The organism is Candidatus Poribacteria bacterium, from assembly GCA_028820845.1.
Classification (GTDB): domain Bacteria; phylum Poribacteria; class WGA-4E; order WGA-4E; family WGA-3G; genus WGA-3G.
Map to the genome: position 1 here is coordinate 1 of JAPPII010000062.1, position 15,704 is coordinate 15,704.

16 protein-coding genes are annotated in these 15,704 nt (G+C 46.8%); 15 read left to right on the forward strand and 1 reads right to left on the reverse strand.

The features are described from left to right. The first annotated feature begins 210 nt into the window (after nucleotides 1-210). Nucleotides 211-684, forward strand: a complete 474-nt coding sequence (locus tag OXN25_12790; protein ID MDE0425734.1) for a hypothetical protein — start codon at nucleotides 211-213, stop codon at nucleotides 682-684. Here OXN25_12790 and OXN25_12795 read toward each other — a convergent pair. Next, on the reverse strand, nucleotides 678-806 hold the full coding sequence (locus tag OXN25_12795) for a hypothetical protein (GenBank protein MDE0425735.1): 129 nt from the start codon (nucleotides 804-806) through the stop codon (nucleotides 678-680). The genes OXN25_12790 and OXN25_12795 overlap by 7 nt on opposite strands. A 268-nt stretch (nucleotides 807-1,074) precedes the next feature. On the opposite strand from OXN25_12795, the gene OXN25_12800 reads away from it, so the two are divergent. The 14 genes from OXN25_12800 (at nucleotide 1,075) to OXN25_12865 (ending at nucleotide 15,694) form a co-directional block, all read left to right on the forward strand. Then, complete coding sequence (locus OXN25_12800) at nucleotides 1,075-2,316, forward strand: alcohol dehydrogenase catalytic domain-containing protein (protein ID MDE0425736.1); 1,242 nt, start codon at nucleotides 1,075-1,077, stop codon at nucleotides 2,314-2,316. Between the two features lie 5 nt (nucleotides 2,317-2,321). After that, nucleotides 2,322-2,594, forward strand: coding sequence for a BrnT family toxin (locus tag OXN25_12805; GenBank protein ID MDE0425737.1), 273 nt, complete (start codon nucleotides 2,322-2,324; stop codon nucleotides 2,592-2,594). Continuing rightward, nucleotides 2,581-2,820 carry a hypothetical protein gene (locus tag OXN25_12810; GenBank protein MDE0425738.1) on the forward strand — a complete coding sequence of 80 codons (240 nt, stop codon included), beginning with the start codon at nucleotides 2,581-2,583 and terminating at the stop codon, nucleotides 2,818-2,820. Before OXN25_12805 ends, OXN25_12810 begins: the two co-directional genes overlap by 14 nt. 28 nt (nucleotides 2,821-2,848) lie before the next feature. Further along, nucleotides 2,849-4,819 (forward strand): hypothetical protein, encoded by a 1,971-nt coding sequence (locus OXN25_12815; GenBank protein MDE0425739.1) that lies wholly within the window; start codon nucleotides 2,849-2,851, stop codon nucleotides 4,817-4,819. A 16-nt stretch (nucleotides 4,820-4,835) separates the two neighbouring features. Next, nucleotides 4,836-5,072: a hypothetical protein gene (locus OXN25_12820; protein MDE0425740.1), complete on the forward strand. Its 237-nt coding sequence runs from the start codon at nucleotides 4,836-4,838 to the stop codon at nucleotides 5,070-5,072. Between the two features lie 301 nt (nucleotides 5,073-5,373). Continuing rightward, nucleotides 5,374-5,607 (forward strand): hypothetical protein, encoded by a 234-nt coding sequence (locus OXN25_12825; protein MDE0425741.1) that lies wholly within the window; start codon nucleotides 5,374-5,376, stop codon nucleotides 5,605-5,607. A 7-nt stretch (nucleotides 5,608-5,614) separates the two neighbouring features. Then, nucleotides 5,615-6,142, forward strand: a complete 528-nt coding sequence (locus OXN25_12830) for a hypothetical protein (protein MDE0425742.1) — start codon at nucleotides 5,615-5,617, stop codon at nucleotides 6,140-6,142. Nucleotides 6,143-6,322: 180 nt separating this feature from the next. Next, on the forward strand, nucleotides 6,323-7,873 hold the full coding sequence (locus OXN25_12835) for a lactate racemase domain-containing protein (GenBank protein ID MDE0425743.1): 1,551 nt from the start codon (nucleotides 6,323-6,325) through the stop codon (nucleotides 7,871-7,873). 17 nt (nucleotides 7,874-7,890) lie between these two features. Continuing rightward, complete coding sequence (locus OXN25_12840) at nucleotides 7,891-8,925, forward strand: cobalamin-independent methionine synthase II family protein (GenBank protein ID MDE0425744.1); 1,035 nt, start codon at nucleotides 7,891-7,893, stop codon at nucleotides 8,923-8,925. Nucleotides 8,926-9,070: 145 nt separating this feature from the next. Next, a complete protein-coding gene (locus tag OXN25_12845; protein MDE0425745.1) occupies nucleotides 9,071-10,633 on the forward strand; it encodes an AAA family ATPase in 1,563 nt (520 codons plus the stop codon). Nucleotides 10,634-10,696: 63 nt separating this feature from the next. After that, the gene (locus OXN25_12850) at nucleotides 10,697-11,431 is read left to right on the forward strand and encodes a chlorite dismutase family protein (GenBank protein MDE0425746.1); all 735 of its coding nucleotides are present in this window, start codon (nucleotides 10,697-10,699) and stop codon (nucleotides 11,429-11,431) included. 40 nt (nucleotides 11,432-11,471) lie between these two features. Continuing rightward, nucleotides 11,472-12,197: an ABC transporter permease gene (locus OXN25_12855; protein ID MDE0425747.1), complete on the forward strand. Its 726-nt coding sequence runs from the start codon at nucleotides 11,472-11,474 to the stop codon at nucleotides 12,195-12,197. A 3-nt stretch (nucleotides 12,198-12,200) separates the two neighbouring features. Beyond that, the gene (locus tag OXN25_12860) at nucleotides 12,201-13,799 is read left to right on the forward strand and encodes a Gldg family protein (GenBank protein MDE0425748.1); all 1,599 of its coding nucleotides are present in this window, start codon (nucleotides 12,201-12,203) and stop codon (nucleotides 13,797-13,799) included. After that, on the forward strand, nucleotides 13,796-15,694 hold the full coding sequence (locus OXN25_12865) for a DUF4340 domain-containing protein (protein ID MDE0425749.1): 1,899 nt from the start codon (nucleotides 13,796-13,798) through the stop codon (nucleotides 15,692-15,694). Before OXN25_12860 ends, OXN25_12865 begins: the two co-directional genes overlap by 4 nt. Nucleotides 15,695-15,704: the final 10 nt, after the last annotated feature.

Consider the following 15,704-nt stretch of genomic DNA (forward strand, 5'->3'; position numbering starts at 1 on the left):
TCGTGATAACATTAAGAAAACTGAAATTGCCTATGTCCAAAACTACTTATTGCGAAAAAGAATCGTCTAAAAAAAGACGAATCTGATTTGATAGACCTTGTGCTTGCTATGACATGGACAAGAAATCGTATGTTAGAAATCAGAAAAGAAAAAGAACAAGAACCAAAGCAAATTGACTTGTTCCAAAATAATCCATAAAGGAGAGCTATAATGTGTAAAACCGTTTATGATAATTTCAAGTCCGAGCATATTCAATACAATATGTTTGATGAAGTAGATAATCCCAAATATCCGAAACATGCCCGCAAAGCATTTCCAATTCTTATTGAAAGAGCAAAAAGTAAAGAGCAACCCATCGGCTATAACGAACTTGCAAACCAGCTGCATATAGAGCCTTACCCATCCCGTGCCATTAATATAGGCAAATGGGTGTTACCGTGTATCTCTACAATGCTCTATCAACTGGAACAAAGAACAGGCGAAAAACTGCCGAGACTCACAAATATCGTTTTCTCCTACGATTCTTTATCTAATAGCGATAACTGGATTGTAAGAAATTATAAACAATTACATGGAGACGTACTAACATGGAACGATTATAATAATAAGCTACTTGCACCTATTCATGCTTACGAAAAGTGGGAACAAGTGTCTAACCAGATAAATGAATTTTTTGATCAGTAGTTGAGAAGAAAAAGTAATGTATCAATAAACTGTGAATCTGCTTTTAACCGATCCCAACACTGCTTATTGCGAAGGGTTTTGTCAATATAGAGGCATGTGAGGCTTGGACGTGATCGTCTCATTGACAAGCATTCCGACAACGCATCAATCACAACCGATGCCGAACACTAAAGAGTATTCTAACATCTTTGACACTATTTGTCAATAGAAAACATAGGCAGCGGCTACATCTCCGCCTTAAAAGGCTCGAGTTTTGACGCTGAAGAAATTGATAAATCCGTGGTCCCGTAACCTAAGGTAAGTTCAGGGAAACTTTGGTAAGTCGATCGTCTGAGGGATCGCGACAGAGAGCACTCCTATCCGAGAACCGAGGCAAGTTAGTATAGCACAGTGGAATCCGTCCAATATACCAAAAGCATCCCACGTTATCTTACAATGCGCTACCTTGGGAAGAGGTGGGGAAGCCTCTATACGTCTCCATTCTCCTGCACGCGCCTCGTTGATATCCCAGAGCCGCAACTGCTAACGCCTGAATGGGTCAAAGTCAAAACCCGACTCAGTGGTATCTGTGGCTCCGATTTAGCGACAATCACTGCGAAAGGGAGTCCCTACTTCTCGCCGTTCACATCAACGCCCTTTGTGTTAGGACATGAAATTGTCGGTGATATTGCAGAGATTGGTGATGCAGTGGACGGCTTCCCTGTCGGCGCACGCGTGGTCATCGAACCTGCCTTGTCGTGTAAGGTGAGAGGTATATCGCCGGAGTGTCATCAGTGTCGAAACTTCCGTTTCGCCAACTGCGAAAATATCACAAAAGGCGATATTTCCGAAGGCGTTCAGACGGGTTATTGTCGTGACACAGGCGGTGGATGGAGCCGATACGTCCTCGCACATCAATCACAACTTCATCTCGTTCCTGATGGGATTTCGGACGAAGCGGCGGTACTCCTCGAACCTTTTGCCTGCGCGTTACACGGCGTTCTGAAAGCACAACACCCGGTAGGAGGGATTTGTAATCCCGACTCTTCGATCTGTGTTATCGGCGGCGGTACGATGGGGCTGCTGACCGTTGCTGCGCTGCGGATCCTCGGTCATCGGAATCGAATTATCGTCTTCGCCAAATATCCGCATCAACAGGAATTGGCACGCCAACTCGGTGCGGACGATGTACTCTCACCAAACAAAAGTCGATACGCCGCGTTCTGTGAACTCACCGGCGCAGCATCGCATCAACCCGAACTCGGACAGCAGGTACTGATTGGTGGTGTGGATGTGACCTTCGATTGTATCGGCTCCAGTGTTACGATAGACGACGCGCTCCGTTTTACACGTGCAGGTGGAGAAGTTATTTTAGTCGGTATGCCGGGGATACCGAAAAATGTTGACTGGACATCTATTTGGTATAAGCAGTTGCAAGTAAAGGGTGCTTATACCTACGGACTCGAAACCCACAACGGCGAACAGATCCATACCTTCGCGCTCGGTATGCGACTCCTTCAGCAGATGGAGTCCCATTTGCGTCCGCTGGTGAGCACGCTGTTTCCGCTGAGGGATTACAAACGCGCCATTCAGACGGCTCTGAATACTGGCAAGACCGCTACGGTGAAAACTGTATTTGATTTACGGAACTAATTTTAATGGAGTTTGAGTGGAACGCAAACAAAGCAGCATCTAATCTGTCAAAACATGGAGTGTCATTTGATGAAGCACAGACTGTTTTTGATGATACCTTCTATGTCGACTTTTATGATCCAGACCACTCTTACGATGAACATAGGTATATTATTATTGGACAATCGGCACAGAACCATTTATTGATTGTGTCATATACCGAACGAGGCAATGTAATTCGTTTAATCAGCGCGAGAAAAGCAACGCGCGGGGAGAGAGAAATGTATGAAGAAAGATAAAACAACAACCGAAGACGAACTGAGACCGGAATACGATTTAAAGAGTTTGCAGGTAAGAAAAATGGGACCCGAACGGAAGCACTTCGGTAGATTTGTTGTCCAATTAGAGCCTGATGTTGCTGAGGTATTTCCAGATGCTGCATCTGTAAATGAGGCACTACGGTTTCTCATCCGGATCACCAAAGAAAACAGCGAGACCACTCAGAGCATTGGTACCGATATCTAATATCCGATGTGAAACTGACGCACTTTCTATGACACCTCTCGCTACTTTGCAGAACTCTCCACAAACTACGCTTTCCACCCACAGAGGCATTACAGCACGGAGTCTACTTATCGGCATAGTCGGGGTAATATGTCAATGCCTCGCCACGCCTTACAACGACTTCCGCGTCGGCGGCACCTACCTCGCAGGCAACCACCTGCCGATCGCCGTTGTCTTCATCATGCTCATCTTCGTACTCGGCGTTAATGTCCTTCTCAAGCGACTGAAGCCGGGCAGCGAATTACAAGCGAGCGAACTCCTCATCATCTGGGGCATGATGCTGGTTGCCTCCGGCATTCCGTCTTCAGGATTGATGCGATACCTCGTTCCGCTCGCTGTGAGTCCATACTATTTCGCAACCGCTGAAAACGAATGGGCAACCCTGTTCCACCAGCACCTTCCAGAGTGGATGGTCGTAAGTGATCCGAAAGCCGTCTTCTATTTCTATGAACAGTTACCAGAGGGGGATCCGATCCCGTGGCGGGCATGGTTAAAACCGATTGTTGGGTGGAGCGTGTTTGTCTTAATTTTTTATTTTGTCACAATCTGCTGGACAGTGCTTCTCCGAAAACAGTGGGTCGAATACGAACGGTTCACCTTTCCGCTTGTTCAATTGCCGATAGAGATGTTCCAATCGCCATCCGGTGGCAATCTTCTGAACCGATTCTTTAAATCACGCCTGATGTGGTGCGGTTTTGCAATACCGGTCATCCTACACGGTTTGAGGGGGTTACACCTCTACTTTCCATCTACACCCAACCCACCGCTCTATTTTCCGATCGCCCAATTTTTTACCGAAAAACCGTTCTCCGCCTTGGCGTGGTGGCCCTCGGTGCATCTTTTTATCTACCCGACCGTCATTGCGATTGTCTATCTGCTGACGCTTGAAATCTCGTTCAGCTTCTGGTTTTTCTTTCTACTCGGAAAAATGGAGACGGTATTCATCTACGCAACAGGTTCAAAAGTGAACCAGTGGGACTTCCACCAAAATCAACAGATGGGTGGGTTCATCGTTTTCATCGGATTAATCCTATGGAGTGGCAAACGGCATTTCACGCGTGCCTTCACCACAATATTTGGACGAACACACGCGAATGACACTGACGAACCGCTCTCTTACGCCTTTGCAGCCTGGGGAATGGTTCTCGGCATCCTGGCACTCTGTCTGATATGTGCCAGTGGTGGTATGAGTTTCTGGGTTGCGCTTTTCATTTTAGTTCTTTTCCTCGGATTGACAACAGTTATGACATGGATGGTTGCCAATGGCGGACTGTTGTTTGTGCTTTATTCCTTTCTGCCGGGTGAATATCTGATTACACTTTTCGGGAGTGCGCGTGTAAACGCACCGAGTTGGACGTTTGTCGCCTACGAACGTGTCTTGATGTTTGACATGCGTGAAATCCTGATGCCGAGTGTGATGAACAACTTTAAACTTGCGGAACCGTTGCGTCTCAAACAACGTCCATTTCTACTGGCGATGGGAATCGCAATCGTCTTAGCAATGGGTGTCTCCTACTATTCCTCTATAGATCTCGGCTACAGGTACGGTGCAGTCAATCTACAGCACTGGACGTATATGATCTCTACAACGGTTCCATTTAACCGACTCACAAGCATCCTCCAACATCCAAGTGGTATTGAATTAGAGCGGCTGGGTTCGTTCATCTTCGGTGGTGCTATGATGTTCGGGATGCTCTGGATGCGCCACCACTATCTCTGGTGGAAATTGCATCCGATCGGTTCCCTCATGATGACGAGTTATGCGACTTACTGTTTTTGGGGATCGTTTTTCATCGGTTGGTTTCTGAAATACACTGTTTTGAAGTTTGGCGGTGTTGCGCAGTATCGGAAACTCCGTCCACTCGTTTTGGGTGTTGTATTAGGGGAGTGCTTTATTGGGGGCATCTGGATCGTTGTTGGGCTTTTTACGGGTATTGGGTATCGTTTATTGCCGGGTTGATATAAGGAGAACTATTATGTACATCGTTACGGATGACTTGGAAATCATAAACTTCGATCAGTACCAAAACCTGCGTGTAGAAGGGGAAGATCCTGGTAAAGGCCAACTCGTTTTAACTGCCCAGGATGGTTCCAAACGCGTTATTGCCGAATTTACTAACTTTGATGAAGCATTCAATACCTTTGAAGATATTCGCGAGGCCCTTGCAGCAGGGGAGACATACTATAGTTTAGAGGAATACGAGCGCGGATAGGTAGTCTAATTTTGTTCATCTTAAGAATATCTGCTGACAGCCGTCTGCCATCTGTATCAGATTTTCCCATACTTTCCCATACTTTTGCACACACATACCTATCAGCACGCCAGACAACAAAAAATGGGGGAAATGAGCTCTACGAATGTATTGATTTTCGCTTTGGAATATGTTAAGATATAATCATGATAGACAGCCTTATTCTATAGAAAGATTAACTTACTTTTTAGGAAACCATCATGGCGAATAATGCCCCAACACCTCGTGAGGACCACTGGAACCGTCCAGAGGGGATAATACAATGAACGATCAACAATTCCATAAAAATGTAAAAATAACATATCCAAACGACAGGAATGAACCCATCGTTGTGGAATGTTATGTCAACGAGTATATGCAGGTTAATGTTAACGACCCGAACATCCTCCGTTATGCCGATGAAAGTGGTCAAATTCAAATTGAGTTTCGCGTCGTTAACCGTGAAACAGATTCTGTCATTCGGAGCGAAGTAAAGAATATAGCCATGGAGACCTGAATTCATAATGGAGTGGTTGAATGACAACAGTGGCGCGCTTACTGTAATTTCGACTTTCGTGCTGGTAATCATCACGGGTTGGTACGCCTATTTGACAAGGAAACTCGTAGATACTGCCAACAAACCTGAAATTATAGTTTATCTACTTCGTGAGAAGGTAATCAGCGGTCTTGTAAGTGAGAAAGAGTTACACCAAAGCATTTTTGAAACCACTGTGGCTACACTTTGTGTAGAAAACGTAGGTACAGGAGTTGCCCGTAAAATCAAGTTTGGAGTCCCCGTTGATTTCACGCCTCACGGAGGGATACCCCTCAATCAGATTGGGTTTCTTAATAAGGGAATCACTCTCCTGGCCCCTGGACAGAAAATAGAGCGTAATCAAGTCAGCCGGTTAACTGAATCTGTTGATTTGAGCCAAGTGTCAGTCGATATTGATGTTACCTACGAGGACTTACAAGGCAAAGAATATTCCCGGACTTTTACGCTTGATTTTAATGAATCAGACTTACCACCTCTTCAAGGTGTACCTCAATGAACAAACCCTCGGAGGTTTGTTGATAACCGACCACTGATCGCTAACGATCGGATCCTACAAATCCCAAAATCCTATCCCTCCTGATCCCGATAATTTCACAAAAAGATTTGCAACACCCGCATAAACTATGCTAAAATAGAATAAAATTAGGAGTGAAACAACATCAGTTAAAACCGTCGCATGAAATACTTCACCTACTTCGGAAACCACCTTATCAACGCGAAACTGCCCGATAATTCGGAGGTCTACTACGCGAAGCCACCACTGCCGGGCATTAAGCGCGACGCACTCAGTGAACACACGCAGCACGCCTTTGAAAACCCGCTTGAGATGTCACCGCTCCGTGAACTCGTCAACGGCAACTCAAAGGTCCTCATCCTGTTCGACGACAACTGTCAACCTTTTCCGCTTACCAAAAAACCGGATATGCGGCAGATTATGATTGAGACGCTTCTGAAGATGCTGGACGGGTACGGCGTGGAGAAAAAGAATATCCAACTGATGTGTGCCGTTGCGCTGCACCGAAAGATGAAAGAACACGAACTCGCCTATATGCTCGGCAAAAACATTATGGACGCGTTCTATCCGCATCAACTCCGAAACTTCGATGCCGAAGACCCTGAACAGATCGTCTACGTCGGGAAAACGGAAAAAGATGAAACAGTCGAGACGGATAAGGCAGTGCTTGAAGCCGATCTGGTGATTTATGTCGATATGATACAGATTCCGCTCAACGGTGGACATAAGTCTGTAGCGGTGGGTCTCGGCACGTATAACTCTATCGCGCCGCACCACTCGCCACACATGACATCAGAAAGTCCGCATGTGATGCAACCCGAAGGCTCACACATGCATGCCTGTATCGAACGGATGAGCCGCCTCATTCAGAAAGAGACACCGATCTTGGTCCTCGAAGCCGCAATGAACGGTGCAATCTATCCGTTTCATCTACGCTACGTTGGGAAACCGAACGGGGATTGCAACATCGCAGAGAAGGTTTTGAAAACCTTTACACCCGCAACCTTATCACTCCTGCCTGAATCGCTTCGCTACGGAATTCTCAAGAGCGTCCGGACAGACTATGAACCGATACAGATTAACGCGGGCGACATCGATGCAGTCCACGAGAGAACGTTGACATCCATGAAGGAACAATTAACAGTAGACATTCCGCGCCAGTTCAGCACATTGGTGTTCGGATTGCCCGATATGAGTCCCTACGCCGTTGATGCACGTATCAATCCTGTGTTGGTGGTCAGTGACATCTTGGGATACGTCTTCAACTGGTTCTATAATAAACCTATCATCAAAAAGAATGGGGTTGTTATCATCATGAATCCAACGTATGAAATCTTTCATGAAGCGTATCACGTTGCCTATAAGATGTTCTACGATGAGGTGCTCGCTGAGACAACAGAACCGTTTGAGATGCAACAGAAGTTTCAGGAGAAATACGCGAAGGATCCGTATTTAATCGACTGCTATCGGAACAAGTTTGCGCACCACGGTTTCCACCCGTTCACAGTTTGGTATTGGGCGACGTATCCGCTGAAATATCTCGCGAAGGTCATTCTTGTGGGTCCAAAAGAGCCGCGGGTGGCGCAACGGTTAGGTGTTGATTGGGCGAAAAACTTAGACGATGCGCTCGCAATGGCACGCGAAATCTCTGGGGAAGATGACGTGGTTGCCTTGACGATGCCACCGTTTTTCTATGCGAATGTTGGAGGATAGGACAACAAGAGGAATTTATGATAGAATCGGACATTTTGATACCAACCAGTACTATTGGGAGTTATGCACCGCCGAGTTGGTTGTGTGTGACATTAGAAGCCATCGGACGCGGAGAACTTGGCGAAACCGACATCAACGAAACGCTTGACGACGCAGTTCGCACCGCCATTGCGGATCAAGAACGCGCCGGTGTTGACATCATCACAGAGGGTGAGATGCGTAGGCAGGACTTTGTGCTCGGTTTCTATGAACGGTTTACGGGATTAGAGGAACTCCCTGCGCCGAGAACACAGGGACCCGACGGACACGACCAACGTGGCAAATGGTTGCCGTCTGTCCCGCTTGTCGCACCTGATGGCCTCGGTATTCTCGCTGAATTTGAATTCGCGAAAAACGAGACAACAAAACCGCTCAAGGTGACGTGTCCCGGTCCATTCACGCTCTCTGGACGAATCCAGACCGGAGGCATCTACAAAGAACGGCTCGAAGTCGCCTACGCCTGTGCTGAGATTATTAACACAGAACTCCGGCAGCTCGTCGCAGCAGGCGCAGAATTCATCCAACTCGATGAACCTTCCTATGCTGTTTACCCCGACCGTCCACAGGAGTTCGTGAAGTTGTTCAATCACACCCTCGAAGACGTTTCGGCAAAGATTGGACTGCATATCTGTTTCGGCAACTACCGCGGGAGAGCCGTCGGCAAGCGTTCGTATCGTCCACTTTTTCCACACATCCTTGAAGCGAATTTCGACCAACTTGCCCTCGAATTTGCGAATCGCGAGATGGCAGAAATCGCATTGTGGAGTGAATTCCCGAACGACAAAGAACTTGCCGTAGGGTTAATCGACGTTAAAAACTACTATGTGGAAACACCAGAGGATGTCGCCGAACTCCTGCGCGAATCACTCAAGCACGTACGTCCTGAAAAACTTGCTATTACCCCAGATTGCGGTTTCAGCCAAACGGCGCGATGGGCGGCGGCAGCCAAACTGAAAGCGATGGTTGCTGGTACTGAGATTGTTCGTCGCGAATTAACAAGAACAACATCCTAATGGTCTATCCAGTTTCAACTCGGAGACGATACTGTTAGTAGTAGGGCAATTCATTGCCCGTTCGGAACGTGCGATAAATCGCACTACTACAAACCAACCCTTAAATTTAAGGTGAACAGAACACCAATAGAAATTACATAAAGCCATGAATACAAATAAAAAAATACCCACAGCCGAAGAGATTGAACAAGAATTCCAAGATTTCGTTCAACGCAAGTATGGCGGCAGCGTCCGTCTGATTAACGCCACTGCGAGCGAAGCAAAACCGGAAGCGCAAACCGAAGAGCCGGAACCTAAAAAGACTTTCGATCTGAAGTTTGATCTCAAACCGAAGGAAATCAAGAAATATCTCGACCGATATGTTATTAAACAGGACGAGGCAAAGAAGGCACTCGCGATTGCTGTCTGTGACCACTACAACCACGTCCGAGAATGCCACGAAAACCCAGAGGCTGCCGATACCGATTACTCAAAACAGAATATCGTCATGCTCGGTCCAACGGGGGTCGGTAAAACCTATCTCATTAGACATATCGCTAAACTCATCGGCGTTCCGTTTGTCAAAGCCGATGCCACCCGATTCAGCGAAACCGGCTATGTCGGTGCGAATGTAGACGATTTAATTCGGGAACTGGTGGCACAAGCCGAAGACAACCTCGAATTAGCACAATACGGCATTATCTATCTCGATGAAGCCGATAAAATCGCGACACCGCCGAATATCATTGGGCGTGATGTCAGCGGACGTGGGGTGCAGATTGGACTCCTCAAGTTGATGGAGGAGACTGAAGTAGACCTACGCGCTGGAAACGATGTCGCTTCACAGATGCGCGCGGCGATGGAATTCCAGAGACGCGGCAAAGTCGAAAAAGAGGTTATTAACACGCGCCACATCCTCTTTATCATCAGCGGCGCGTTCACGGGTATAGAAAAAATTATTAAAAAACGGTTGCATCAAAGCCGAATTGGGTTCAACGCAGCGGTAGTGAGTCAAAGTGAGGACGCAGCAGACTATTTTGGACACGTTACACCGCGAGACTTCATCGACTTCGGTTTTGAACCTGAATTCATCGGACGCCTTCCCGTACATGTCGTTTGCACAGAACTGGAAGTTGATGACCTTTTCCACATTCTGAAACACTCTGAAGGCTCAATTGTTCGACAATATGAAAACGCCTTTCGCGCTTACGGTATTACGGCTCTATTTGCAGACAGTGGACTACACCGAATTGCTGAAAAAGCCATTGAACAGAAAACAGGGGCGCGCGCCTTGATGACGGTCTGTGAAAAGGTCTTACGCAACTACAAATTTGAACTCCCGTCCACAGGTGTTAGCGAATTTGTTATTACCGCTGAGGTTGTCGATGATCCAGATACCGAACTAAAGCGCATTATTGAAGATGCCGACTACAACCGGAACATTGTGATGCACGAGCAGGTGCGTCGGTATGAAGCACGGTTTTATGCCGAGCATCAATTGCAAATTCAGTTTGACCCCGAAGCGACTGCCCTTATCTGCGAACGTGCGATCGCCGAAGAAAAATCGACAGCGCAGATATGCGATGAACGCCTCGAAAGTTACCAACACGGTCTGAACCTCATCAAGCAGAATACAGGGCAATTTACATTCACCCTTCCAAAGGCAGTCGTGGAAAACCCGGATGAACGCCTCGAAGCGTGGATTCGTGAATCGTATACCAAAAAGTGAACTAAAGTCCGTAAAGTGTCCCTAAAGTCTGTAAAGTTAGATTAAGGATATATAAAAACAACTATGCACACTCAGCCGCATGAACCGATAGATATCCGAGAAACCGGTGCGCCGATTGAGGGAGAACCGCAGTTTGGTGATCAACGCCTATATTTTCAACTCCATGTCTTTTCAAAATGCTTAGACGCACAGTCCGTCAGTCAAATACTTGAACATCAAGTGCGTGAAAAAGACAGTCTAAACGCCGTTTTATATGACGATTTGAATCATCCAATAGGTGTCGGTGTGCTTCTTATTGCAGAAGATCCGGGAGTGCTAAAAACGGAGTCGCGCCTTCTACTGGTGAACGTACAAAATTACCTGCTTTCGTATCGTCCAGAAATGACGATGCTCGGTCGCACCTATTCAAGCGGTAGAGAGCCGAATTTAGAGGAGTGGCTTATCAACAAACCGCTCCGAAACGTCTTGAATCCCAATTTCCCGTGGGCGATTTGGTATCCATTGCGTCGAAAACCAGAATTCTATCAACTTGAACGCCGTGAACAAGGCAGAATCTTAGGGGAACACGCTATGCTCGGCCGCAGCTACGCTGCGGGTGGGCATGCCAGTGACATTCGGCTCGCCTGTTTCGGATTAGATACCAACGACAATGAATTCGTTATCGGGTTAGTCGGTCCCGAATTATACCCGTTATCACGGCTCATACAGGATATGCGCCGAACAGAACAGACGACCAAATACATTGAATCGCTCGGTCCCTTTTTCGTTGGAAAAGTTCGGAAGCAATTTAGCAGATAGCAAACCGCGAATAGCGAACCGCGAATAGCCAATAGCAACAATGAGAAATATCCTTGCCGTTTGCGCAAAAGAACTCTACACCTATTTCGTCTCACCGATCGCCTATTTCGTCTGTTTCGTATTCACAGCGATTTCAGGCTTCCTCTTCTCCATTTTGCTAATTAGCACAAGCAACATCGGCGGAACGGGTGCGGATGTGATGCAGACCCTCTTTGGCAATATGGCGATCATTCTACTCTTCTTTACACCCGTGTTAACAATGAAACTCTTCGCCGAGGAACGGAAATCCGGAACGATTGAACTCCTACTCACGTCTCCGATTACAGACGGACAGGTCGTTCTCGGTAAATTTCTGGCGAGTTGTACGCTTGTACTGATTATGCTCGCTTTAACGCTTCTATTCCCGTTACTTGCAGGACGTTTTGGATACCTCGACGCAGGTCCGTTGCTAACGGGTTACTTGGGCATCATCCTGATTAGTTCCTCCTTCCTCGCACTGGGGCTGCTCATGTCGTCAATGTGCAGAAACCAACTCGTTGCGGCACTCACGAGTTTCGGCATTCTGATAACGCTTTGGGTCATCGGTGCGCTCTCAGCCCGCGGGGGTCCAATTGGACAATTTCTCAGCTACCTGTCACTACCTGAACACTATGCCGATTTTGGGCGTGGTGTCATTCTTCTGCGAGATGTCGTCTATTATGTTAGCTTCACGTGTGTTTGCCTGTTTGCGACGTTCAAGTCCATCGAATCGTCAAAATGGAGATAAGACATGGAAACTAACAAACGCATTGCAGCCCCACTTTTTGGAGTGCTTACCCTAATTTTTACTTTTGTTGGGATCGCCAACTGGATTTTCCAAGCGCGACTCGCCTCTTGGATTTGCCTGCTCCTCGCACTCGTCTCGTTCATTATCTTTGTTCGCTTGAGATTTTCGGCGGTCATGGACTTCTTCGTCAGTCGTCAAGCCCGTTATGGTGCCAACGTTGCGTTGAGCATTCTCGGCGTTATCGGTATCGCAGTCTTCGTAAATGCTATTGTTGTACAGCGTTTTGATAAAAGGGTAGATATTACGCTTAACCAACTGTATACCTTATCAGAACAGACGCGGAAGATTCTCAAAACCGTTGACAAAGACATCCGTGTCACGGCATTTTTGGGACAAAACGTTCCTGCCCAAAACCAGCAACGTGCCAGAGATATGTTAGAATTGTATACATACGAAACCCAATTCGTGACCGTCTCCTACGCCGATCCGTACATCGACCAACTCCTTCGCAATAAGTACGATATTCGAGTAGACGGAACAATAGTTTTTGAAAGCGACACGCGGTACGAAAAGGTAACAACGATTGAAGAGCAGAAATTCACGAGTGCGATCCTCAAACTCATCAAGGACGAAACGAAAAAAATCTACTTTCTTGTCGGTCATGAAGAACATGAAATAGAGGATTTTAACACCGAAGGATACAGTAGCGTGCGCGCCGAACTGGAGAATCAGAATTACGCTGCATTCTCGCTCTCGCTTTTGACGGAACCAGACATTCCAGCGGATTGTGAAGTGCTTGTCATCGCGGGTCCAAAAACCGCCTTAAGTCGTCATGAACTCGATATAGTAACGAAATACTTAGCACGGAACGGAAAATTGCTCCTCATGTTAGACCCATCACTTACTTCTGCAGAAGACGCAAATAGGGGACTCGTTCGTCTCATGAAAAGATGGGGGATCACGATAGGAAACGATTTTGTCATCGATGAAACAGACTTTGTTCCGCTATTTGGACCGAGTGCCCCTGTGCCGGGATTTGAATTACACGAGATTACACGTGCCATGCGGGATTTTGTAGCGTTTCCGATAACGCGTTCGGTTACACCGGCTGCTGATAGTCCGGCAAACCTCAGCGTTAAATCCCTCGCGAAGACCGTGGGTGGTACACAAGACAGTTGGGGTGAAACCGAGCGCACTCCTGACGGCACTTTCAGCACTGAATTCAATTACACTGCAGGTGTGGATACCGCGCCCCCGGTATCTGTCGCTGTTGCGATTGAACAGAAGATTGACAGCAACAATCAAGATGAAGCTACAGGTGCTTCCACCCGGATTGTCGTTTTCGGGGATTCAGATTTCGCAGTGAATGCCGCCCTCCGAGAGGCAAATCGCGACCTCTTTTTAGCGACAATCAATTGGCTCACATTAGAGGAGGACCTCATTGCGATTCGTCCCCTCGATTTACAAAAGCAGGCTTTGCGTCAGATGCGTGTCCAAGATGTCCAACTCGTACAAATAATCTCTGTTTTTCTGATACCTGCAATCGTCTTTATTGCTGGGTTAGTTGTCTGGTGGCAACGTCGTAAAGGAGAAGACGTGTGAATTTTCGGACGACCTTGGTCATTATCATTCTGCTCGTAGGCACTGCTGGCGCGTATTTTCTATTCTTTCAGGAACCGACGGATAACGGGTCAACAGACGAAAAACCCCCAATTCATGAGGTCTACGGTATAGCCCGTGACAGCTTACAACAAATAGAACTTTTGTTCGCAGACGCAGCATATCAAAATTTGAAGTTGGTCAGAGAGGTAAATAGAAATTGGGAACTACAGACTCCGTTTCTGGCAAATGCTGACAACGAAAAAGTGAAGCAAATGTTAGACGATATTCTCAACAAACGCGTCAAACACACGCTTGAAGTACCAGAGTTGACACAGTATGGACTCGATACACCGAACATCACGCTTTCACTTTGGACGGATGGCACTCATCCGGCAGCGACCTTCTTCATCGGCAGTAAAGCGATTAACTACTCAGTTTACATCAAGGAGAAATCAGAAACGCACATATTTTTAATTGAATCCAGTGCGCTTGATGATCTGACGAAATCACCGACCGATCTTCGAGACCGGTCAGTTGTTAGATTCAACCCGGAAACAGTGTCTAATATTACGTTTAAATCTGAAGATGCCGATTCATCTTCGCAATCAAGAACCGTGAATTGTGAAAAGCAAGGTGGCACGTGGCACCTTACATCCCCAATTGAGGTGAAGGCGGATGTTCAAGAAATTGAACGGATTCTTTCGGAGTTGCTTCTATTGCAAGTGGTGACCTTTGAGGTAGATAACACAGATACAATCTCCTCATCCGAATTAACAACATACGGATTAGGGGCACCGCGTATCCAAGTGAAACTCACAGATACAGATCGGGCCTATGCCCTTGACGTCGGTTCGACACTCCCGACAGAAACCGGGAGTCCCAGACACGTCTATGTTAAGTTAGCCGTCAGCCGTCAGCCGTCAGCCATCAGTAAAGAAGCTCTTGATGTCTTGGAGGCTAATAGCCAATATACTGAAGGTCCTCACTCAATCTCCATTGTCCCTGATGACATCTATCACCTTCTCAACAAATCCGTTTTTGACTTACGCGATAAGCGGGTTATCGACTTTGAAAGGACTGCTACAAACCGTTTCGTTATTTCCATAAACGGGGAACAAGACACTGTCTGCACAAAAGGTTATGATAATATATGGGAATTGCAAACACCGACAGGAAAAATAAAGGCAGATGCAAAGGCAGTGGATGACCTACTTTTTGGCGTAGACTCGCTCGAAGCCGTTGCCTTTGTTGAATCATCCGCTAAAAATCTACAGACGTATGGGTTAGCAGCACCGTCAATCAAGGTTGCATTTACACAGCGCGGTGAAGAAAAGCCAACTATTTTGCTGATTGGAGACACCGCGGAAGATAGAACTGTCTACGTCAAAGCGGAGCATTCATCGCAAATCGTCCGTGTTAAACGGGCACTCATTGATAAGATTGCACTCGGTACAGCGTGGTTACGAGATAAGCAAATCCTCAATTTCCACATTGACGATGTAATCCGACTTACGCTGCGTAGCGAGGACACAGAACCTCTCACATGTCAACGTCTCGGAACGAGTTGGCGACTTACAGCACCCGTGAAAGAGGCAGCGAATAATATAACGGTAAACGCCATCATCTACGAACTCGACACTCTAATGGCAGACGCTTATGTTGGGAGCAATCCTGTCCTTACGGATGACATCACAGGTTTCAGCAATCCGCACGTGCAGCTAACTGTTGAGTTAGGGAATCAAAAAGTCTATACCTTGCAAATCGGCAACCCAGACACTTCCGGGCATTATTACGCACGACTTCAACATGAACCCGGTTTAATCTTTCTCCTTAATGCGGATCTCGTTCCAAAATTGAAAACGACGCTTGCACTGCTCCGGACCTCGGAACAGTAGACGATTGAAC